This window comes from Roseibium sp. AWQ4_254, assembly GCF_056161025.1.
The window spans coordinates 99,965-121,959 of the sequence record NZ_JBSWYH010000018.1 but is presented as its reverse complement, the minus strand read 5'-3'; the positions used below and the strand labels follow the sequence as shown (position 1 = coordinate 121,959).

The 21,995-nt window shown below is 60.2% G+C and carries 16 protein-coding genes; 7 read left to right on the top strand and 9 right to left on the bottom strand.

Translation table 11 applies throughout. The features are described from left to right. Window positions 1-752: 752 nt before the first annotated feature. From purH to htpX, 4 genes are all read right to left on the bottom strand, one after another. Entirely contained in the window at window positions 753-2,369 is a 1,617-nt protein-coding gene (gene purH, locus ACXAIC_RS15255; protein WP_475181075.1) for a bifunctional phosphoribosylaminoimidazolecarboxamide formyltransferase/IMP cyclohydrolase, read from the bottom strand. An 84-nt stretch (window positions 2,370-2,453) separates the two neighbouring features. Continuing rightward, window positions 2,454-4,337 (bottom strand): heparinase II/III family protein, encoded by a 1,884-nt coding sequence (locus ACXAIC_RS15250; protein ID WP_475181071.1) that lies wholly within the window; start codon window positions 4,335-4,337, stop codon window positions 2,454-2,456. A gap of 65 nt (window positions 4,338-4,402) precedes the next feature. Next, window positions 4,403-5,794 (bottom strand): RsmB/NOP family class I SAM-dependent RNA methyltransferase, encoded by a 1,392-nt coding sequence (locus tag ACXAIC_RS15245; protein WP_475181068.1) that lies wholly within the window; start codon window positions 5,792-5,794, stop codon window positions 4,403-4,405. Between the two features lie 314 nt (window positions 5,795-6,108). Continuing rightward, entirely contained in the window at window positions 6,109-7,152 is a 1,044-nt protein-coding gene (gene htpX / locus ACXAIC_RS15240; RefSeq protein ID WP_475181065.1) for a zinc metalloprotease HtpX, read from the bottom strand. A 225-nt stretch (window positions 7,153-7,377) separates the two neighbouring features. Here htpX and ACXAIC_RS15235 point away from each other — a divergent pair, with 225 nt between their 5' ends. The 3 genes from ACXAIC_RS15235 (at window position 7,378) to ACXAIC_RS15225 (ending at window position 9,586) form a co-directional block, all read left to right on the top strand. Beyond that, window positions 7,378-7,641 (top strand): DUF1674 domain-containing protein, encoded by a 264-nt coding sequence (locus ACXAIC_RS15235; protein WP_475181097.1) that lies wholly within the window; start codon window positions 7,378-7,380, stop codon window positions 7,639-7,641. Between the two features lie 143 nt (window positions 7,642-7,784). Next, window positions 7,785-8,993, top strand: coding sequence for a glycosyltransferase family 87 protein (locus ACXAIC_RS15230; RefSeq protein WP_475181062.1), 1,209 nt, complete (start codon window positions 7,785-7,787; stop codon window positions 8,991-8,993). Between the two features lie 56 nt (window positions 8,994-9,049). Continuing rightward, window positions 9,050-9,586: a hypothetical protein gene (locus ACXAIC_RS15225; protein ID WP_475181058.1), complete on the top strand. Its 537-nt coding sequence runs from the start codon at window positions 9,050-9,052 to the stop codon at window positions 9,584-9,586. A gap of 222 nt (window positions 9,587-9,808) precedes the next feature. Here ACXAIC_RS15225 and ACXAIC_RS15220 read toward each other — a convergent pair whose 3' ends face one another. Beyond that, entirely contained in the window at window positions 9,809-10,462 is a 654-nt protein-coding gene (locus ACXAIC_RS15220; RefSeq protein ID WP_475181054.1) for an SGNH/GDSL hydrolase family protein, read from the bottom strand. Between the two features lie 171 nt (window positions 10,463-10,633). Here ACXAIC_RS15220 and ACXAIC_RS15215 point away from each other — a divergent pair, with 171 nt between their 5' ends. The 4 genes from ACXAIC_RS15215 (at window position 10,634) to ACXAIC_RS15200 (ending at window position 16,384) form a co-directional block, all read left to right on the top strand. Continuing rightward, window positions 10,634-11,857: an aminotransferase class I/II-fold pyridoxal phosphate-dependent enzyme gene (locus ACXAIC_RS15215; RefSeq protein ID WP_475181048.1), complete on the top strand. Its 1,224-nt coding sequence runs from the start codon at window positions 10,634-10,636 to the stop codon at window positions 11,855-11,857. Further along, on the top strand, window positions 11,854-14,682 hold the full coding sequence (locus ACXAIC_RS15210) for a DNA translocase FtsK (RefSeq protein ID WP_475181043.1): 2,829 nt from the start codon (window positions 11,854-11,856) through the stop codon (window positions 14,680-14,682). Before ACXAIC_RS15215 ends, ACXAIC_RS15210 begins: the two co-directional genes overlap by 4 nt. Before the next feature lie 83 nt (window positions 14,683-14,765). Next, window positions 14,766-15,419, top strand: a complete 654-nt coding sequence (locus ACXAIC_RS15205; RefSeq protein ID WP_475181039.1) for an outer membrane lipoprotein carrier protein LolA — start codon at window positions 14,766-14,768, stop codon at window positions 15,417-15,419. After that, a complete protein-coding gene (locus tag ACXAIC_RS15200) occupies window positions 15,416-16,384 on the top strand; it encodes an ATP-grasp domain-containing protein (protein ID WP_475181035.1) in 969 nt (322 codons plus the stop codon). The genes ACXAIC_RS15205 and ACXAIC_RS15200 overlap by 4 nt, the downstream gene beginning before the upstream one ends. Before the next feature lie 44 nt (window positions 16,385-16,428). On the opposite strand, the gene ACXAIC_RS15195 is transcribed toward ACXAIC_RS15200, so the two are convergent. From ACXAIC_RS15195 to ACXAIC_RS15180, 4 genes are all read right to left on the bottom strand, one after another. Further along, complete coding sequence (locus ACXAIC_RS15195; RefSeq protein WP_475181031.1) at window positions 16,429-17,658, bottom strand: EAL domain-containing response regulator; 1,230 nt, start codon at window positions 17,656-17,658, stop codon at window positions 16,429-16,431. Beyond that, window positions 17,655-20,477: a PAS domain S-box protein gene (locus ACXAIC_RS15190; RefSeq protein WP_475181026.1), complete on the bottom strand. Its 2,823-nt coding sequence runs from the start codon at window positions 20,475-20,477 to the stop codon at window positions 17,655-17,657. Before ACXAIC_RS15190 ends, ACXAIC_RS15195 begins: the two co-directional genes overlap by 4 nt. A gap of 387 nt (window positions 20,478-20,864) precedes the next feature. Beyond that, entirely contained in the window at window positions 20,865-21,068 is a 204-nt protein-coding gene (locus tag ACXAIC_RS15185) for a DUF1737 domain-containing protein (protein WP_475181021.1), read from the bottom strand. Beyond that, entirely contained in the window at window positions 21,065-21,973 is a 909-nt protein-coding gene (locus tag ACXAIC_RS15180) for an HpcH/HpaI aldolase/citrate lyase family protein (protein ID WP_475181017.1), read from the bottom strand. Before ACXAIC_RS15180 ends, ACXAIC_RS15185 begins: the two co-directional genes overlap by 4 nt. Window positions 21,974-21,995: the final 22 nt, after the last annotated feature.

The following is a 21,995-nucleotide window of genomic DNA, read 5'->3' as shown; positions in this document are numbered from 1 at the left end:
CAACGAACTCATGCCTTGGTGTTACGCTGCAAAAGCAGCGTAACAGAGCGCGCCGCCGCCATGAAGACCGGCTTCACCGGACGGACACGAAGAGAAGAAGTGCAATAGGTTCCATTCGTGCGCTCCGGAATGGCAGTTGTTTGCGGTCGAGGTTCTATGGCCAGACGGGTAAGCTAATGTTCTGGTGTCACCTTTACCTGCCATGCAACGAACGGCGTTGTTCAAGATGAGATTATGCGCTGGCAAATGAACCGTTTTCGGCCGCGGCTCGGACAGCCTAAGCTCATACCACCGCAGAGCCGGGGAAGTCACCGTTTCTTATTTGTTGCAGTTTCCCAAAACCTGTCCGAACCCGGAAAGCCCTACTGAACCAAGGAGTTCAGCTCAATCGATTCCGATATGCCCACATTTCAGTTGGGGGCTGGCCGATGAGCCGTTCTTTTCTTTTTCAGAAAACGCCGCCCGCACCCGTGAAGGCGTGCGGCGTGACACGGCCAGGCGGGCCTGAAAAGCCACCGGAGGTCACGACATGAGAGCGTTCCGCCGTGTCGCGCGTCCTGGACGATGCCCCCGCATCACCCCGTGACACGCGCCTTGCTGAACGCTCTCATGGCACAGTCCAACAGGTGCTTGTTTGGTGAGGTTGATATTATAGCGTGTCACGATCAATCGGGTTTGCCTTTCGCTGCCTGAAATCAGAGGTTTCAACGCAAAAGACAAAACGGTTTGAAACCATTTGAACGCGACACGCCCTAGTGGCGGAAGTGGCGCATGCCGGTCAGCACCATGGCAAGGCCCGCCTCATCTGCAGCAGCAATCACCTCGTCATCACGCATGGAGCCGCCCGGCTGGATGACCGCCGTTGCCCCGGCTTCCGCTGCCGACAAGAGCCCATCGGCAAAGGGAAAGAAAGCATCTGACGCGACCACGCAGCCCTTGGTCAAGGGCGTTTCCAGCCCGGCAGCTTCCGTAGCATCCAGAGCCTTGCGGGCCGCAATGCGCGCGGAATCCACCCGGCTCATCTGACCCGCGCCAACGCCGACGGTCGCCCCATCCCTGGCATAGACAATGGCGTTGGATTTCACATGTTTGGCGACGCGGAAAGCGAATTTGAGATCCGCCAGTTCCTCTGCGCGCGGTGCGCGTTTGGTGACGACATTCAGATCCAGATCGTCAACCACTCCGTTGTCCCGGGACTGGACCAGAAGCCCGCCTGCAACGGATTTGACAAACAGGCCCCTGGCGCGGGCATCGGCCAGACCACCGGTCACCAGCAGGCGCAGGTTCTTTTTCGCCGCGATGATCTCACGGGCTGCGTCATCGGCCTCCGGCGCGATGATGACCTCGGTGAAAATCTTGACGATTTCTTCCGCTGCAGCCGCATCCAGCGGCTGGTTCAGGGCGACAATACCACCAAAGGCAGACACCGGGTCACAGCGCAGCGCCTTTTCATACGCTTCCTTCAGGCTGGCCCCTTCGGCCACGCCGCACGGATTGGCGTGTTTGATGATCGCAACAGCGCTGGTGCGCTCCGGGTCGAATTCACTAACCAGCTCGAAAGCGGCATCCGTGTCGTTGATGTTGTTATAGGACAGCGTCTTGCCCTGGAGCTGTTCGGCAGTGGCGACACCCGGCCGCTGTTCGCCGGTCTTGTAAAACCCTGCCGTCTGATGCGGGTTTTCGCCATAGCGCATGACTTCCGCCAGTGCCCCGCCGACCGCCCGGTGCGCAGGCGTGGCCTCGTCCAGCTGGTCCGCCATCCAGTTGGAGACCGCAGCATCATAGGCCGCCGTGCGGGCAAAGGCTTTCAGGGCCAGTCTCTTGCGCAGACCAAGAGGCGACTGGCCGCCATTCGCGTCCAGATCCGCAATCACCGTGTCATAATCTACCGGATCGGTCACAACTGTCACATAGGCATGGTTCTTGGCCGCAGCCCGGGTCATGGCCGGGCCGCCAATATCGATATTCTCAATGCCCGTGGCATAGTCGGCGCCGGACGCAACCACTTCTTCAAACGGATAAAGATTGCCGCAGAAGAGATCGATGCCGGTGATCCCGTGCGCTGCCATCGCCGATTTGTGGTCCGCATCGTCGCGAATGGACAAAAGACCGCCATGAACCATCGGATGGAGCGTCTTGACCCGCCCGTCCATGATTTCCGGAAACCCCGTGACTTCGGAAATGTCCAGAACCGGCAGCCCCGCGTCCTTCAGAGCCTTGTAGGACCCGCCCGTGGACACCAGTTCGACACCGCGCTGCGAAAGCGCCTTGGCAAAGGCAACCAGGCCGGTCTTGTCAAAAACGGACAGGAGCGCGCGCTTGACAGGCACCAGTTCGGGAACGGGAACGGCTTTGGACACAATGGCCATGAATTTGCCTCGCAAATGGGAACGATCAGGGAATTGACGTCGCCCTATCACGTCTCAAGACAAATCGGAAGGTCTGGGGCAGCCCTATTCCTCAAGCGGCAGGCCGGACGGCTCGTCGAAATCACTGGTCCCGCGGCGGCTCAGCCGCGCCGAGGCGGTCTTGCGGAACTGCCAGCCAACGGACGGTGCTTCCTGAAGCGATCCGGACACCACGATCTGCGCGGTCTTGCGATGGCCATAAACATCAGAAAGATAAATACTTTCCTCCAGCATCATCTCACAGCCCGGCGCCTCAAACTCCCAGGCTTCACCATCCCGGCAGACCAGCAGCACCGCCGAGCCGCCCCGGAGCATGGAGGTGCGCAAGGCCGGGTGAAGATGAAAGCGCAAGGCATAACGGTGTTTGGCATTGAGCGGGCCAAGGGCCCGCAACGTGTCAATTCCATCCAGAACCGTGCCATCGCCGGACAGGCGCATATCCCGTTCATGGATAACCTGGAATGCGGCCGCATAGCCGTCATGGGAGGCCGTGATCCGGCTGCCCGCCTGATCATCCTCCCGTTCCAGCGGCACGGAGAGCGGACCCGACAGGACCGGCGCCCCGAGCAGGCGACCGAAGGGCTCATCCGCCAGAAAGCGGCAGGATGAAGTGTCCTCGATTGTCACGGTCGAATGGGCTGCGGTCGACCGGCTGACCTTGCGCCAAAGGGCGTTGGATTTCGGCGACACCCCGCAGTTAACCACAAGACGGTTGGGGCCGGAGGAAAATTCGAAGGACAGACACCCGGCATGGGCATCGCCTGAAACATAAAGGGCCGGAACCGGCCCCGTATCGACAATCACGACGGAATTGCCGCCCACCAGCCGCTGGTACCCCGAATGGGGGGCATTGAGCGGCGGCGCCCCGCGCGCATCATCATAGGCCAGGATCGTCGCCACAAGGTCGTTTGGCGTGGAGCCCATGCCGTTGAAATGGGCCAGCGCTCCGTCCCCATGGCGGAAGAAGCGCAGCAGCGGCATCATCCGGTCCACCGATTGCAACATGGCCGGGGGCATTTCCAGCCCCTGGGCGACAAAGGCCTGACGAATAGGCAAAAGGTCTGCCATAATATCGATAAGCGCGCGGGGACTGCGCGAGATATGCCCGCCATCGGGCAAGATCTGACGGCTCAGCTCATGTTCCAAACGGCGGATGCTCTGGCGGGCAAACCGGCCTTGTCCAGCCATTGAAATACAGGCGGATGCAACGGCCAGCGCTGCCTGCAGCCGGACAACCCCGTCCTCGGTCTCGTTGATGGTCTGGCGCAGATACCGTACCTGATAGGCAAGCGACTTGACGAAGGCCCGGTAGAAATCGTGGTCCCCGTCCTGAAGGAGGAACGGCGAATGGGCCAGCCAGGACAGGATCCGGCGGGTGACAACCGGAGCTTCCCAGCCAATATCATGGCGGCGGCCGCAATGACGGATCCAGTCTGCCACCAGCACGCGGGCATTCTGGCGCGCAATCTGGCTGTCGGAGGCCCTGAGATCCCGCAGCCAGCCAAAACTGTGCAGCGCGCGCAGCCAGTCTTCATGCACGGCGCGCATTTCAAACGGGGAGCGGCCCTGGGTTTCCACCAGGTGGCCCGAGAACAGGAACCGGCCGCCATAAATATCGCCCGCATTGGTTTCGTCGGCGGTGCGCAGGTCCTGAGGAGCAATCAACAGACGTGCGGGCACGGCTGAGAAGGGCTGCAGGCGGAACAACGGTCCGCCATGCAACCATCTCAGTGTCCGGTGCCAGAAATGCAGGACCACAAGACGCCAGATCCGGCCCCTTTCATGCAGGCTTGCAAATTTCACCGGACCATCCCCGACGCTGATGGTCTGCGCGCGACTATAAGGTTTCTCCACCTTGTGGAGCCGATCGGGCACAGGCTCCTGAGCCACATCCGTTTCAAGAGCCTGTGCCCTATTGCTCTTCAACATGACAACTGTTCGTTAAGGTTAGCATTTCGTTGATGAATCATTGCAACCGAACCGTTTATGCACCGTTAAGACAGCTGAAATCTGGCCGCAAAGAATCCATCCATGCCCATATTGCCATTGCCGGAGCTGGCATCGTGACACGGCAGGCAGCGCAGATAGCCCTCCGCCGAAATGCACTGGCTGAGCCCTCCGGTCTCCTCCGGCGTGACAGGCTTCAGCTGCACACGGCCGGCCTGACGCTCAAGAAAGGCCGACGCCTGGGCCTCCCCTTCTGCCGGTTCCAGCGAACAGGTGCAGTAGACAAGCAGACCCCCGGGCTTGATCCAGGACAACACCCGGTCAAGCAGATCTTGCTGAATTTCGGCAAGTTTTTCAATATCATATGGCTTCTTGATCCAGGCCACATCCGGATGGCGGCGGAGCGTGCCCGTCGCGCTGCAGGGCGCATCCAGCAGCACGGCATCAAAGGGGCTTTCGGGCTCAAAGCTGCGCAGGTCCGAAGCAACGGCCGTGACTGCCAGCCCAAGCCGCGCCATGTTCTGGTCCAGACGCTTCAGGCGGCTTGCGGAAATGTCAACCGCGGTCACCTTTGCCCCGGCTGCAGCCAGCTGGGCGGTCTTGCCCCCCGGCGCAGCGCACAGATCGGCAACCCTCAGGCCCTCAATCTCCCCCAGAAGGCGGGCCGGCAAGGCCGCGGCAGCATCCTGCACCCACCAGGCGCCATCGGCGAACCCGTCCAGCGCCTCCACGGCACCCTTCTTCTCCAGCCGGATGCTGCCGGCCCCGACAAGAGTTCCACCGAGCCTTTCTGCCCAGCTTTGCGGGTCAGCCTTGGCGCTCAGATCCAGCGCCGCTTCTGTCTGGTGCGCCCTGGCAATCGCCCGCGCGGTGTCCGGTCCATACGCCTCCTGCCAGCTCTCCCACAGCCAGTCAGGCGTGTTCAAGCACTCCGGATCCAGATCTTCGGTGATATCGTCCCGCTCCCGCCCGAGACGGCGCAGAACTCCGTTGACGAGGCCCTTATAGGGCCAGGCTCTGCGGTCCAGCCCCGCATGATCCACCGCAAGCGAGACCGCAGCCCGGTCCGGAATGTCCAGAAACAGCATCTGCGACACAGCCGTGTGCAGAATATCCAGCACCCTGCCAGTCTTTTCCGGGATCGGCCGGTCCAGCAACCGGTCCAGAACTTCGCCTATTTCGCCGCGGTGGCGCAGGGCCGCTCCGATGATGGCCCGCACAAGCGCCCGGTCGTTGGCCGCCAAAGCCCGGAAGCCGGAATGGCCGGAGACCGTGTCCAACTCTCCGTCCAGTGGCCGTTTCTTATGGACCACATTACCCAGAATATCAGCAGCAACCTTACGGGCAGCAAATCCGGGCTTTTCCGCAGTGTCTGCAGAGCTCCCCCTGGGGGCGCCCGAAGGCTTTTGGAAGGGCGGTTTTTTCGGGCGCGTGGTCAAGTAAACTTCCTGAATGGGCCGGCAGAGCGGCGAAAACCAAGCGCCGCAGACGGGATCTCCGGCTGCGGCGCATGTCCATGATTTTAATCCGATTGGGTCGCGGGGAAAAGCGATTTGTTGCCGCACGCTTTTTAACGCTGGAGGCCTAGAGTATCGTAAGGTGAATTTGAAATTTGCCTCATTCTAGCAGGAACCGCCGGAGTGTCTTTCAATTCGAAAATCGCACTAGAAACATAAATTTGCCAGTAACCTTCTTGAATCTGAAGTTCGTTCTGAGCCTGCCGGGAAATGTGACGCACTTCAGGCTCAGATGACTAACCCCAGGGCCCTTTCGGGCGCCGGGGCTGCGGGGGGGACCGGTCACGGCCTCCGAGCCCCGACCACGGGCCGGATTTCGATCCAGTGTCCGGGCCGGACCGGGCGCCCGGCCGCGCAGTTGCGCCGGACCCGGACCAAGGGCCTTGCTCAGCGGCAGGCTGGGCCCGGGAGAACAGGCCGCTGGAGCGCCCCCCGGTGCCAAGGCCCGCATCGGAGAGTTTGCGCAACTCGTCAATCCGGTTCTGGGTGTTCGGGTGGGTCGAGAACAGATTGTCCATGCGCTCCCCGGACAAGGGGTTCATGATAAACATATGCGCTGTTGCCGGATTGGCCTCAGCGTCCGGATTGTGAATGCGCTCGACACCGCCTGCGATCTTCGCCAGAGCGGAGGCCAGCCACATGGGTTCGCCGCAGATCTGGGCACCCATGCGGTCCGCCGCATATTCACGCGTGCGCGAGATCGCCATCTGCACCACCATTGCCGCCATGGGGGCAACGATCATCATCAACAGAGCACCGACAATACCCAGCGGGTTGTTGCGGTTGCCACCAAAGAAAAAGGCAAAATTGGCAAGCATGGAGATGGCCCCGGCGATGGTCGCCGTGATGGTCATGATCAAGGTGTCATGGTTCTTCACATGGGCCAGTTCATGGGCCATCACACCAGCAGCTTCTTCCGGCGTCAGCATGTTCAACAGTCCGGTGGTGGCAGCGACCGCAGCATTTTCCGGGTTCCGGCCCGTTGCAAAGGCATTGGGCTGCGGATTGTTGATGATATAGACCTTGGGCATCGGCAACCCGGCATTGTGAGCAAGCCGCTGCACCATGCGGTAAAAGTCCGGCATGGACCGCTCATCGACCTCCTGCGCATGATGCATGCGCAGAACCATCTTGTCCGCATTCCAGTAACTGAACAGGTTCATGGCCGCAGCAATGGCCAGGGCAATGATCATGCCCGCCTGTCCGCCGATCATGAAGCCGATGCCCATAAAGAGCGCGGTCATGGCCGCCAACAGCATGGCTGTTCGAAGATAGTTCATTGCCGCGTGTGTCCGTTTCCTGCGTCCAAACAACAGGCGCCGAGGCCCGGCCCCCGTTCAGGACGCCCGCGCTCAGCGCGCTCTTCGCACCGGATCATCATGGCGGGATCCAGCCGCTTCAAATCACCTGTCTAGATGGGTATGGCTGCCATTTTTGGCAAGCTTACCCTATAACCCATGACAGAACCTTTATTCTTCTCAAAGGCAAGCCCGAGCCACACGATCATGACCGACCCGAACAAAGACCCGATCACCGCCTACAGCCAGAGCGACGCGCCGTCTCTCAAAACGGATTTGGAAGAAGCGCCCCGCAAGCGGTTCGAAGACCTGCCCCCGGCCGCCCAGCGCGCTCTTGCCGAAGCCGAAGAGCGGCGCAAGGAGATCGATGCAAAACAGGCCACCCTGCCCGAAGAAGTCAATGGCCGTGGCGGGCTGGAACCCACCCGCTATGACGATTGGGAAATCAAGGGCCTGACGGTGGATTTTTAAGACAGACCAACCCCACTGGCCGCCGCGCATGGGCGGGCCCGGTCCGCCGGAGGCTCACGGCTTAAGCGGACATTTAGGGTTTCTTGGGATGATACGGGCCGATCCGACTTGACGTTCCAGTACCCGGCCGAGAGGCAAATTCCTTGGCATCTTCCCGTAGTCTCCTGCCCTTCTGGCAGTCCCAAGCCGTCCGGATGGGTTTTGGCGGACCCGCCTTTCTGTGGCTCCTGATCATCACGGCGGCAGGAACTCTGGTCACCCTCTGGAACGCCCGCAAGGAAATATTCACTCTGCCGGCGGCCTTGAAGGATACGCGGGTGGAGGATCTGGCCACGTTCTACCGGGCGTCGGAAATGACCAATGCGGGCGCGGCGGCCAGTGTCTACACGCCGGACCTCTTCCGCAGCGGTCTGTCCGAACGGCTTCAGGACCTGATCTTCCTGAACCCGCCCCATGCCCTGGCGCTGTTTCACCCCTTCGCCTGGACGGATTTCGCTACATTCAAGGCCGCCACCATGGCGCTCACCTTGGCTGCGTTGCTGGCCCTGCCCCGGATTACCGGACAGCCCTGGGTGCTCTGCCTTCTGTTTGCCGCTTCCACCGGGGCGGTTCAGATCCTGTTGCGGCTTAACCTGTCCCTTTTTGTGATCACGCTGATGGTCTTTGCCCTTGTGAAGGCGCGCGAGCGGCCGGTTCTGGCCGGGCTCGCCCTGTCGCTGGCGACCATCAAACCGCAATACGGCCTTCTGGTGCCGTTCTTTTTGATGGGCATTGGCGCCTGGCACTGCATCTTGTGGGCGGCAACGGGCACGCTCGCGCTTGGTGCTGCCACCCTTGCCCTGTTCGGGCCACACGTGTTTGAGGCCTATCTGGCCTCCCTGTCCCATCCGCTCTATCAGGCCTATGCCCTTACCGCGCTTGAATGGGACACGTCCTTACGGTCGTTTCTGGGCCGGTTGGGCTTTCCCCCGGGCCTGCGCACCGCAGGCGTCGGCCTGGCACTCGTCCTCGGGGCGGTTTGCGCCTACCGGCTGCCACAGACCTGGCCTTATCCTCTGCGCCTCGGGTTCCTGCTGCTGTTATGCGCGGCATGCGCGCCATCCTTCATGTATTATAGCTGGCCTCTGTTTGCCGCCGGGATCCTGTTCATGACCCGGGATTTGCCGGACTGGCCGATGGGTCTGCAGTTTCTGGCCGGGATCGCCTGGATGCAGCCCCTTCTTTATGTGCTCCTGCTGCCCCTGCCGCACACAGTGATCACGGCCCATGCCATGCTGGTCTTCATCCTGATGATCAGCGTGCCTGTCTGCTTCTTTCAGCTGGCCCGCTCCAGGCTGCCTGGCCCGGGCTAGGGGCAGCCTGTGTTTCGCACAGTTGCAAATCCGGACATCCCTGTCAGGATTGCACCATGCGGAACGAAGTTGAAGCGTGTGTGCGCGGCTGGGATGGCAAAAACCCGAAATGTCTTGCCGCCGCTTGTGAGATCTGGAGCGGCGACCCGGCGTTTTTGTCCTGCCTTGTCGAACTGTGTGAGGCAGACGCCACCCAGACCGGCGCAACCTGGTTGATCAAACGAAACTTTGACAGAAAGGGGCCGCCGCTTTCAGCAGAACTTACGCAAAGGCATCTCAAAGCGCTTCCCAAAATAACCCATTGGGAAGCCCGGCTGCATGTGCTGCAATATCTGGAACATCTTGATCTGCCGGAGGCTTCCGGGCCCGCCCTTTCAGAGTTCGTCCGCGCAGCCAGGTCCTCAGACAACAAATTTGTCCGGGCCTGGGGCTTTTACGCCCTTGCGGTGCTTGCAGAGCGCTTTCCCGGTTTTCACTCCAAAGCGCAAGAGCAGCTGCTGGCCGCGCAAGCGTCAGAAACTGCGGGCTCGGTCAAAGTCCGCATCCGCAAAGCCCTGGAGAGGCTGAAGAAGAACCGGGCGGCACTCGGCTAGAGCGTCTTTCAAATTCGGAAACCACACTAGAAACATGACCTTGCTAGTCACCTTCTTGACTCTGAAGGTCGTTCGGAGCGGGCCGGTAAATGTGACGAACTTCCAACTCAGGTGACGAGAATGCAAATCGCGTTAGATCGATTTTGCCTTCCACAGCCTGACATCAGAGATTTCAGGGCAAAAGACAAAGCGGTTTGAATCCGGATGAGAACCCGGCACACCCTAAACCAGCTTGCGCACTTGCCCGGCCACGGCCCGGGCAAGGTCCGCTTGCGGGGCCGCGTCGAAATGGACCGCGTCAACCGGGCTGGAGGAGATCACCGTGCCCGTATCGAAAAAAGCCGTGCCATAGATTTTTGCAAGTTCGGCATAGACGCCCGCCAAGAGCCGGGACTGAACGCCACCATGGGCGTTTGAATACACCCCCTCAAATTCCAGCCCGGTGAAATCCCCCAGCGGCGGCGGCGACATCAACAGCACTTTGGGTGCCCGCCCTTCCACATCATCGCTTGCGCGGGTCGCGGCAAAGAGCACCCGGCTCATGGCCCGGCCGATGGCCTTGGCGCTCAGGTTGAACCGGTCCTGCAGATCATTGGAGCCGAGCATGATGATCAGGACATCGATCGGCATATGAGTGGTGCGGATGGTGGCAAGATGGGCGAGCCCGTTCTTGTCACCCCGGACCGGATCATCATACACGGTCGTGCGCCCGTTGACGCCCTCCTCGATCACGTAGAAATCCGGGCCGAGTTCGGCCTGCAGCCGCCGGGTCCAGCGTACATCATGGCCGTATCTCGATTTGTCCACAGGGTTGAACCCCCAGGTGAGGGAGTCGCCAAAACAGACTACGGAAACGGGGTCCTTTTTCCCGGTCATGGATTTCCTTTCACAATCAAGGTGTGAACCGTTTTCAGACCTTAGAAAAGTTCGATTCATCAGGCAATCGGGACCCCGAAAACGCTTGGCCCCGCGCTTGGTTAATAAGAGATTTACCAAGGAGACGATAGGGTCGGGTCACCGTAATGCGTAATGACAGCCGGATGTTGAATGACTGCCAGCTCCAAAGCCTATAAGCGCGGCGCCGTCCTGCCGGGCTCCAATCCTTTTCAGCGCCTTGCCGAGCTTCTTGACGGCGAGACCCCGGGGCGTGACCCGATTATGATGACCATCGGAGAGCCCCAGCACGCGATCCCGGATTTTACGGCCAGTGTCCTTGCCGACAATATGGCCGATTTCCGCCGCTATCCGCCCATTGCCGGAACACCGGAGTTCCGCAAGGCCGTCGCCAGCTGGCTGGACAAGCGTTACAATCTTGATGGAATGGTCGATCCCGAACATGGGGTGCTGCCGCTCAACGGGTCCCGCGAGGGTCTGTCCTTCGGCGCCATTGCCGCCCGCGACCAGCTGGACAAGGGACTGGACCATCCGGTGGTGATCCTGCCCAATCCATTCTACCAGACTTATGCCGCCGCCGCCCATATTGCCGATGCCGAGGCCGTTCTGCTGGACGCCGTGCCGGGCCATAATTTCCTGCCGGACCTGGACAATCTCGACCCTGAGCTTCTGGACAGGACGGTTGCCTTCTACGTGGCCTCACCGACCAACCCGGAAGGCTACCCTGCCGGGATGGCCTTCTGGCAGCGCCTGATTGGACTGGCGCGTGCCCACCGCTTCTATATTTTTGCCGATGAATGTTATTCGGAAATCTACCGCAGCACGCCGCCGGCCGGTATTCTGGAAGCTGCCAAGGCGATGGGCACGGATTTTTCCAACATCATCGTTCTGAATTCCCTGTCGAAACGCTCGAACCTGGCCGGTCTGCGCTGCGGATTTGCCGCAGGTGACCCTGACTTCTTGAGAAAATGGGCCCGGTTCCGGGGCCTGGCGGCGCCGCAGGTGCCCCTGCCCAATCAGGCCGTGGCGGTCAGAGCCTATCAGGACGAAGACCATGTCATTGAAAACCGCAGGCTCTATAATGAAAAATTCGAGACCGCCGAACGCCTGCTCGGCCCGATTCTGGGGCCGGTGACCACAGAAGGCGGGTTTTTCCTGTGGCTTGATGTCGGCACCTGGGGCGACGGCGTCACCGTGACCCGGCGCCTGTGGCAGGACATCGGCGTAAAAGTACTGCCGGGCAGCTATCTCGCCTCGGACCAGAAGGATGGCAGCAATCCGGGCCGCGATTTCATCCGGGTCGGGCTGGTCGCGCCGCTGGAGACAACACGGACTGCGCTTGAGCGCATGGCAACCTGGTTTGGAGACAAAGCATGAGACGGGCCAGCGCAGTGCGCGGCAACGGCCGCCGATCTTCTGTTGACCTTCTGGATACGGAAAGCCCGTTCAAACGGTTTTTGCGGCGCAATCTGGTGGGTGCCTGTGGGCTGGCGGTCATTGCCTTCGCCGCAATGCTGGCCGCCTCGCTCGCAACCTGGTCGGTCAACGACCCCAGTCTCAACCACGCCACCAGCGCGCCGGTGCGCAATGCCCTTGGCGCGCCCGGCGCCGTCCTGGCTGATATCCTGATGCAGACCATTGGCCTGGCCACAGCCGTGTTCCTGATCCCGCTGGTGCTGTGGGGTTGGCGGCTGCTGGCCGGACATGCGCTTGGAATCGGCCGCAGGAAACTGTTTTACTGGGCCGCCGGGTCCAGTCTTGCCGCAGGTGCGCTTGCTGCCCTGCCCGTTCCCGACAGCTGGCCGCTGCCGACCGGACTGGGTGGATTTTATGGTGATATGGTGCACCGGATTCCAGCCCTGATCACCTCCAACATGACCAGCGGGGCGGCCACCATTGTCGGCAGCCTGGGCCTTGGTGTTCCGGCCATCTTCCTGCTTCTTTCCGCCGCCGGCTGGCTGGGCGCCCGCAGCAGCGCCGAGGCGGCCGCACCGGAGAAGACGGCCAAGAGCAAACGCTCCACCAAGACCCCCAAGGGCCATGGCCGTTCACTGGAAGAAGAGCTTGGCCTGGAGGATGAGGAAGATGGCGAATCCCGCCTCTCCGCCGCTTTCGGCGCCATGGTGGGCCAAATGGAGCATTGGCGGCTGCTGGGGCTGTCCAGGTTCCGCCGTGCCACCGGCCAGACCCAGGGTCATGACGCCCATGACGAAGAAGAATGGGACGAAGACGGCTTTGGCCCCGATGACGGCGGAGATGACGGTGAGGACGGCAGCGATCGCCGCAAAGGCCGCTTCAGCGCCCTGAAAAGAGCTTTGACCGGCCGTTTGATGCCCGAAGAGGATGACGGTCTGGACGCCTTTTACGAGCGCGGCCAGCAGGCGCATGACGACGACTATGATGATCCCTACGCCCCGTCCGCCTATGACGAAGAGGGGGAAGGTTTTGAGCCGGAGGAGCTGATGATCGACAAGGGGCCCGTTTCCGGTGTGCGGCCGGACCCGGCCCCGGTGCCTGTACCTGTGCCCGTCGGCATTGCATCGCCGCCCTCCGCGGCTCCGGCACCCGACGCTGCTGCCCAGGCACCCCAGGCGGGCCGGGTCATTCCACCTGCGCCCCGCCCGAAACAGAGCAAACGCGCCATTGACGAGGCCCAGCCTTCGTTCCTCGGTGCTCCGGAAGACTATGAGCTGCCGCCCTTGCGCCTGCTGGCCGAACCCCAGGCCGGCGGCAAGGTGCCGGGTCTGTCCGCTGACGCGCTGGAACAGAATGCCCGCATCCTGGAAGGAGTTCTGGAGGATTTCGGCGTTCGCGGGGAAATCATCGAAGTTCGCCCCGGTCCGGTCGTGACCCTTTACGAGCTGGAACCGGCCCCGGGCATCAAGTCTTCCCGCGTGATCGGCCTGGCCGACGACATTGCCAGATCCATGAGCGCGATCTCCGCCCGTGTTGCCGTCATTCCGGGCAAGAACGCCATCGGCATCGAGTTGCCGAATGCGCGCCGGGAAACCGTTTATCTGCGCGAATTGCTGGCCGCCCAGGACTTTGAAAAGAACAAGGCCAAGCTGGCGCTCGCGCTCGGCAAGACCATCAATGGCGAGAGCGTTGTGGCCGACCTGGCCCGCATGCCCCACCTGCTGGTGGCCGGGACCACCGGCTCGGGCAAGTCCGTCTCCATCAATACCATGATCCTGTCCCTGCTCTACCGGCTGACCCCGGACCAGTGCAAACTGATCATGATCGATCCGAAAATGCTGGAATTGTCCATCTATGACGGCATTCCGCACCTGCTGACCCCGGTTGTGACCGATCCGAAAAAAGCCGTTGTTGCCCTGAAATGGACGGTCCGGGAGATGGAGGAGCGCTACAAGAAAATGTCCAAGATGGGTGTCCGCAACATTGACGGATACAACACAAGGATCAAGCAGGCCCTCGAAAAAGGCGAGAATTTCACCCGGACCGTGCAGACCGGCTTTGACCGGGACACCGGCCAGCCGATCTACGAAGAAGAGGAACTGCCGCTGGAGGCGATGCCGTATATCGTTGTCATCGTCGACGAGATGGCCGACCTGATGATGGTGGCCGGCAAAGACATTGAAGGCGCGATCCAGCGCCTTGCACAGATGGCCCGTGCCGCCGGCATACACCTGATCATGGCCACCCAGCGCCCGTCGGTGGATGTGATCACTGGTACGATCAAGGCCAATTTCCCGACCCGGATTTCCTTCCAGGTGACCTCCAAGATCGACAGCCGCACCATTTTGGGCGAAATGGGCGCCGAGCAGCTGCTGGGCATGGGCGACATGCTGTTCATGGCTGGGGGCGGCCGCATCCAGCGTGTTCACGGCCCGTTTGTGTCCGATGACGAGGTCGAGGACATCGTCAAGCATCTGAAGGTCCAGGGTACACCGCAATATCTGGAAGCGGTGACTGAGGAAGAAGACGAAAGCGACAGCCCCTATGATGGCGGCGGCGGTCTGGCCGGGGGCGGTGAAGGCAACGAGCTCTACGACAAGGCGGTTGCCATCGTGCTGAAGGACAAGAAGGCCTCCACCTCCTACGTGCAGCGGCGTCTGTCGATCGGCTATAACCGGGCGGCTTCCCTGATTGAGCGCATGGAGCAGGAAGGCCTGATCAGCCCGGCAAACCATGCCGGAAAACGGGAGATTCTGGTGCAAAACGGCGTTGAAGACGAGTTTTAACTCCCAAATGCCAAAGCTTTGCCACACAGTCTTTATAGCCAAAAGCTCAAACTGTTCGGCTTAACGAATTAGGACACTGCATCATGCTGAAACGCTTTGCTCTCCGCCTCGTCCGGTCCTTGAGCCGCCCGGCGCTCGCGGCCGCCTTGGTTCTGTCGCTGCTGGTTCCGGCCCATGCGCTGACCCCTGACGAGCAAAAGACACTGAAAGAGCTGAGCACCTATTTCAACTCCGTGAAGACCATGCACGGGGACTTCATCCAGTTCGGCCCGGATGGCAGCCAGTCCGACGGCAAGTTCTATATGGCCCGCCCCGGCAAGGTGCGGTTCTACTACAACAAACCCTCGGTGCTGGACATTGTGGCCGACGGCAAGTCGGTCTCCGTGCGCGACCGCAAGCTGAACACCCAGGACATATGGCCCCTTGGCCAGACACCGCTGCGCTTTCTCCTGTCCGACAATATCGACCTGGAAAAGGACACCAATGTCACCAATGTTCTGGTGGAGAAGGACCTGATCACCGTCACAATCTTCGACAAGACGAAGTTCAATTCGGGCACGCTGACCCTCATTTTCGACAGTGAGGATTTCGCGCTCAAGCAATGGACCGTGACCGACCAGCAGGGCTATGACACCTCTGTTGCGGTCTATAATGTGGTGTCCAACGCGCCGACCAATCCGGACCTGTTCAAGATCGACTATCTGGCCAATGCCAATCAGCGCAAGGGCCGCAATTGACATCCGGCAAGGACCCGGAACGCCGATCTCTCGTCTTTGACCTTCTAGACACTTACTGCGCCCGCCACGGCTTGCGGCTGACGGCTGCAGATCCTTACGGCCATGCGGGACTGGTGGAAGCCCCCGATGGCAAGCGCTGGTTCTTCAAGGGCACCCGGTTTGATCTCAACCGGTTCGGCAGCGCCGAAATTGCTGCCGACAAAGCCTATACGGCCACGTTTCTGAAACAGGCCGGCGTGCCTGTTCCAGCGCATCATCTGGTCCGCGCCGGGGATCTGGCCTGCGACACCCCTGCAAGGGCCATCCGCAGCTTTGCCGCCGAAGCGGGCTTTCCCCTCTATGTCAAACCCAATTCAGGCCGGGAAGGCCGCGATGTGATCCGGGTGGACGGCTGGAATGCCCTTTGGGACGCGCTGGAGGATTTGTGCCAGCGCCGTGACCTTCTTCTGGTCCAAAAAGCGGTCACCGGCCGGGATCTACGGGTCCTTGTTCTGGAAGGGGAAATACTGTGTGCCATTGAACGGCAGAGCCCAAGCGTGATCGGCGACGGCATCCAGACCCTCTCGGAGCTGATTGCCGGACGGGAAACCCTTGAGCCTGCCGACAGCCGGATCGACAATGAACTCCATCGCCAGGGCGTCACCCGCAAGACCATTCCGGCCAAAGGCCAGAGGCTGCAGCTCCTGCCCGTCGCCAACCTGTCCGCCGGTGGCACGGCGCAATTTGTGACCGGTAAGGTGCCTCAAGGTGTTCTGGATCTTGCTCGTCTTGCCACAAGCACACTGGGCCTGACTTATGCCGGAATCGATCTGATCCTGCCCGCGTCCGGCGGACCCGGCACAGGACCGGTTGTCCTGGAAGTCAATGCGGCCCCTGGGCTTTCGACCCTTGCCCGCCAGGGTCCAGAGGCATCGCACCAGGTGGAAGCCCTGTATCAAAAACTCTTCGCCGTGGCTTTTCGCTGAAAGTGAAGCCTCGGCGCGGACAGGACAGGCTTCCTTTTCCCCGCTCACGCAATCGAGGTTTCACGGGCCTGTTTGAGCTTGGCGACAGGTGGATTGCTGGTCCTTGCCTTCAGCCAGGCAAACAGCTCCGCCACCCGCATGGGCTTTGCGAAGTAGAACCCTTGCGCAATCACATAACCCAGCGCTTCCAGCGCTCGGGCTGAGTCCTCATCTTCCACACCTTCGGCCACGGGCAGCATGTTGGTCTTGCGCCCCAGCAGGCAGGAGATCTCGCAGATCGCCTGACATTTGGAGCTCGTGAGCATGTCTTTTACAAAGCGCTTGTCCACCTTAAGCTCTGTGAAAGGCACCTGAACGATCTGCTCCAGCGACGAATATCCCGTGCCGAAATCATCAATCGACACACCAAACCCGGCCATCCTAAGGCGTGTCAAAGTGTCTATAGCACGCCCGACGCTGGACGAGGCGGCCGTTTCCGTCACCTCCAGCACCAACCGGTTGGTCTCCAGCCCGGCGCTGCGGACAATCTGCAAGAGCTTTTCTGCAAAACCAATGTCGTCGAAGGTCACGGCGGAGAGGTTGACGGACACGGTCAGGCCCGGGCTGATCGCGGTCAACGGCCCCAAATCATGGCAGACCGTTTCCATCACGAACCGGGTCAACTGGTTCAGCGTGTCGGGGAAATGCTCTGCCATTTCGATGAAGTCATTGGGCATGATGAGCCCATGGTCGGGATGGTGCCATCTGATCAGCGCCTCGACCCCCACCGGTTCCCGGTCCTTGAGCCGCAGCTGAGGTTGATAGACAACAAAGAACTGATCCGCCGACAAACCGGCCAGAATGTCGCTCTGGCCGAATTCCCAGCCTTCACTTGTGGTGGCCACGTTCTTGCAATTCGAGTCGCGGAAATGCTCATCGGCCGTCTCCAGCGCCGCGTCGACCGCACTGAGAGAAATCGGTTTGGTCAGGACTTCCAGAACGGTCAGATTGCTGGCTCTGGCGCCCTCCCGGGCAGAGTTCAGGATAGCCGGATCCTGACCGCTCATCAGGATCAAAGAGGCCTTGGTGCCGGTGCTCGACAGAAAGCGGATGCATTCGATCCCGTCCACTTCCGGCATGAACAGATCCAGAAAGATCAGGTCGGTTTCAACTGAAAAATTCTCCGCAAACTCGCTGGCATTGGTTGCGATGGCAACGGTATGGCCAAGATCCTCCACCGCCTCCTTGAGGAACATGGCGAATTCGGTCTCATCGTCATAGACCAGAACCTTCATGGCGTCTTACCTTCGTCAAGACATCTGCGCACAGCCCGGGCCAGCCCCGCGCGGTTGTAGGGCTTTGCCAGAAAATCCGTGGCTTTGAGATTCGCTTTTTCCAGAACTTCTCCGGGAAAACCTGAAGTATAGAGGCATTTCAGGCCCGGTCTCATATCCCGTGCCTGATCCACCAGCTCAACCCCATTGAGCGGCCCCGGCATGACGATGTCGGTAAAGAGCAGGGATATGCCTCTGTCGACCATCAACACTTGCAGCGCTTCAGCTGGCGAGGTGCAAGTGCGGACTTCATAGCCAAGCTCCTCAAGGGAGGTCTTGGCGTAGTCCGCCAGCTCCGGCTCATCATCGACCACGAGCACCTGCTCCTGGCCTCTTGGAATGCCCGCAGACAACTTTTCAGCAGCAGGCGCAACCTCCGGCATATCCTCCAGAAGCGGGATATAGAGGCGGAAACAGGTGCCGACGCCCGTTTCGGAATAGACATTGATATCGCCGCGTGAGCGCTTGACAAAGCCATATACCATCGCGAGGCCGAGCCCGGTGCCCTGCCCCTTCGGCTTTGTGGTGAAGAACGGCTCGAAAATCCGGCTCTTGACCTCTTCGGGAATGCCAGGGCCGCTGTCGGCCACCGAAATCACCCCGTAGCGGCCGCAAGGCAGATCCGCAAGGCCGGGGGCATAGCTGTTTTTTTGAAGATGAATCTCATCCAGGGAAATGGTCAGCGTGCCGCGATTATTCATTGCATCGCGCGCATTGACTGCAAGATTGATCAGGGCATCCTGAAGATCACCCACATCCACATGGGCCTTCAGTGGACTGGGCAGAGGCCGGATCGTCAGCTCGACACCCTTGGTCATCGAGCCCTGGAGCAGAGCCTCCACATCCTTGACTGCAGTGTTCAGTTCACAGGTCAGGCTTTCCGAATAATAATCCTTCTGCCGGGAAAACGAGAGCAGCTGCTGGGTCGTGCGGGTGGCACGCGCCGCCGCCGAATGGGCCTTTTCAAAATAGCCGGCCAGTTTCGATCCGGGCTCGGCCCGGCGCAGGCCAAGCTCCAGATTCCCGACAATAATGCCCAGGATATTGTTGAAGTCATGGGCGATCCCGCCGGTCAGTTGTCCGATCGCTTCCAGCTTCTGAGCCCGCTGCAGCTGGTTTTCCAGCTTTTCCTGCTCACTCAGATCCGTCAGTGATCCGATGAACTGGATACCGTCCGGCAAATCCACCTCTCCCAAACCAAGCGTCAGTGGAAAATGCGTACCATCCTTGCGCCGCCCCAAGACCCGGCGGGCCTGACCCAGAAAGCGTTTTTCCCCGGTTTCCCAATAACGGGCCAGGAAGGCATCATGCCGAATCGCGTGGTCTTCGGGCATAAGCATCGCCGCATTCCGGCCAATCACATCCGAGCTGTCATACTGGAACATGCGCTCGGCTTCCCGGTTGAATTCAAGAACAGTGCCTTTCGCATCAATCAGGATAATCCCAACAAGCGTGTTGTTGAGCGCCGCCCGAATGCGCGCCTCGGCAGCCTGCAGACGTTCGGTTGTGCGCACCTGAGCGGTGATATTGCGCCCCGTACCCCGATATCCCCTGAACTCCCCAGTCTCGTCATAGGCGGGCACTCCCGAGACGCAGATGACCTGTTCCGTACCGTCGGTTCCCATCATCCGGTAGGTGAACTCGCTGAAGGGTTCGCGGTTCGCAATCGTGGCGTCGAGCCAGCTCCATTTTTCCTCTTGCCGGTTTTCAGAGGTGACTTCATGCCGGCTTTTGCCAAGGATCTTGTCCGAATCCAGACCCTTCATGCCCAGCTGATTGCCGGACAGATGAGTTACCTTGCCATCAATGCCAGTCTCCCAGATCCAGTCCGAGGCGGTCGCTGTATAGTCCTTGAACTTCTGCTCGCTCTCGCGAATGCTGCGCTCGTTTTCCTTCAACCGGGTGATGTCCGTACGCACCCCGACAATGCCCCCTCCGGGCAGTCTCCGTTCGGAAATCAGCAGCCATTGGCCGTTGATATGCCGTTGCTCTAACGGTTCGTCCGGCGGATTTGCATGATGGGCTAGGCGTTGGCGCAGCCAATCCTCTTCCCGGCCAATGGCATCGGCGAAGTAACCCGCATTGACACCGTCTTTCAAAATCTCTTCAAAGGTCCGTTTGAGCCGCACATAACCTGCGCCCTTGCCGTAATATTCCCGGTATTTCCGGTTGCAATAGACCAGCCTGTCATCCTGATCAAAAACCGCAAGACCTTCCGAAATCACATTGGCAACATCGTCCAGAAGGGTTTGCAGTCTGGCCGTCTCATGGTCCTTTTCGTATCTCGCCTTCTGGCCTTCCAGCTGGTGGACCACAAGCCGCGCCATGGCCGCCAGCGTGCCACGTTCATCAGCTGTGAGCTCCCGGGGTGCCCTGTCGGCTATGGAGAGTGTACCAATCTTGAAGCCGTTGCTGGTGATCAGTGGGGCGCCCGCATAAAAGCGCAGCTTCGGCCCGCCCGTCACCGCCGGATTGCTGCTAAATCTTTCGTCCACCGCCGCGTTGGAAATGCAGAAGGGCTGATCCTGCGAAATGGCATGGGAGCAAAAGGAATCGCCGCGCGGCGCCGCATTCACGCCAAGGCCGATCTGGGACAGAAATTTCTGCTGGTCCCGGCCGACAAAGCACACGAAGGCGATGTCTGTCTTGAAGATGGCCACAAGGGTTTGCGTCACATCGTCAAACAGGGAATTGGCCTCATGCTCCAGAAACTCAAAGCTCTTGAGTTCCGCAAGTCTGGCCGCTTCGTTCAAGTCACCCCGTAAATTTACCACTGTCATTTACTTGCTTATTTAAATCAAGATCAATAAACCAGGATCAAATCCAGCCACATGATCGCTTGTATTCGCGATCATTATATCGAATTTATAATATAAGTCGTTAAATCACTTACGACGCCTACAAAAACAACTCTCATTAAAATACTAAAATCTATTTTATTCGGTCCATTATAAAAAGTAACGTCTTTTCTGAGCAAACCAAAGCCAATACCTTAGGTAAAAGTTGCATATCAAAGTTATTTCTTATTTTGATTGCGCTTTTGAAACAGGAAAGAAACAAGGCCAGCTCAGGGGCTGGCCTGTTCTGCGACCGGCTTTCGAACGACCGCGTCTGGTCTCTGGTCCCTACGGCCGCATAATGCAGTGCCGCTGCGCCCCTTCACCGTTTCAATAGTCACCCAGCTTGGTGTCCCGGGAATAGTCCCCGCCCACCTCTTTGGTCACCGCCTGACCGCAAATGGTTGCGCCGCGGGCCGCGTCATAGGTGAGGGAGGGCGACCCGGACAGGCTCCAACCCTTGTTGAGTGCTTCGGTGACCCGGTGGCAGAATTCGCTGTCATCCACGCCAGTGATAAATCGGTATAGCTTCATGAAGATCTCTCGTTGTCATTGGCCGTACGTGCCTCAATGGCATCGGCAATTGCAAGCACCCGCTTGCCCATTTCCGCATGTAGCCGTTCCACCATCTTGCCGTCCACCTGGATTGCCCCCTTGCCCGCATTTTCGGAACGGCCGAAGGCATCATTGATTCGCCGGGCCCAGGCCACTTCCTCGTCCGAAGGGCTGAAGGCCGCATGGCAGGCGGCAATCTGCTTGGGGTGGATCAGCGTTTTGCCGTCCATTCCCATATCCACCCCTTGCGCGCATTCGGCGGCAAAGCCTTCCGCATCCTGAAAGGCGTTGAACACCCCGTCCAGAATGTCGACCCCTCCGGCTCGGGCCGCCGCCACGCAGGTCATCAGCCAGGGCATCATGGCTGCCCGCCCCGGGGCCAGACGCGCCCGGGTCTCCTTGGCCAGATCATTCGTACCCATGACCAGGCAGGACAGGCGCACCTGCGGATCCTGGCCGCAAGCCCCGATGGCTGCTGCGTTCAGCATGGCTTCCGGTGTTTCCATCATCGCCCACAGCTTGACGGATGCCGGCGCATTGTGGCGGGCCAGCATGTGGGCCACACGTTGCAGGTCGGCAGGGGAATTGACTTTGGGCACCAAAATCCCGTCCGGCCCCGCCTTGACGGCGGCCTCCAGATCCGCCTCGCCCCAGGGCGTGTCCAGCCCGTTGATGCGGATCACCACTTCCCGCCCCTCATAGCCGCCAGACCCAACCGCCTCGGCAATCTGGGTCCGGGCCAGATCCTTGACATCAGGGGCTACCGCATCTTCCAGATCCAGCAAAAGGCAGTCGACATCAAGCGTCTTGGCTTTTTCAAGCGCGCGGGCATTGGAGCCCGGCATATAGAGCGCGGAGCGGCGAGGTCTGATCGGTGAGGTCATCGCAAAGTCCCAAGGCTGTCAG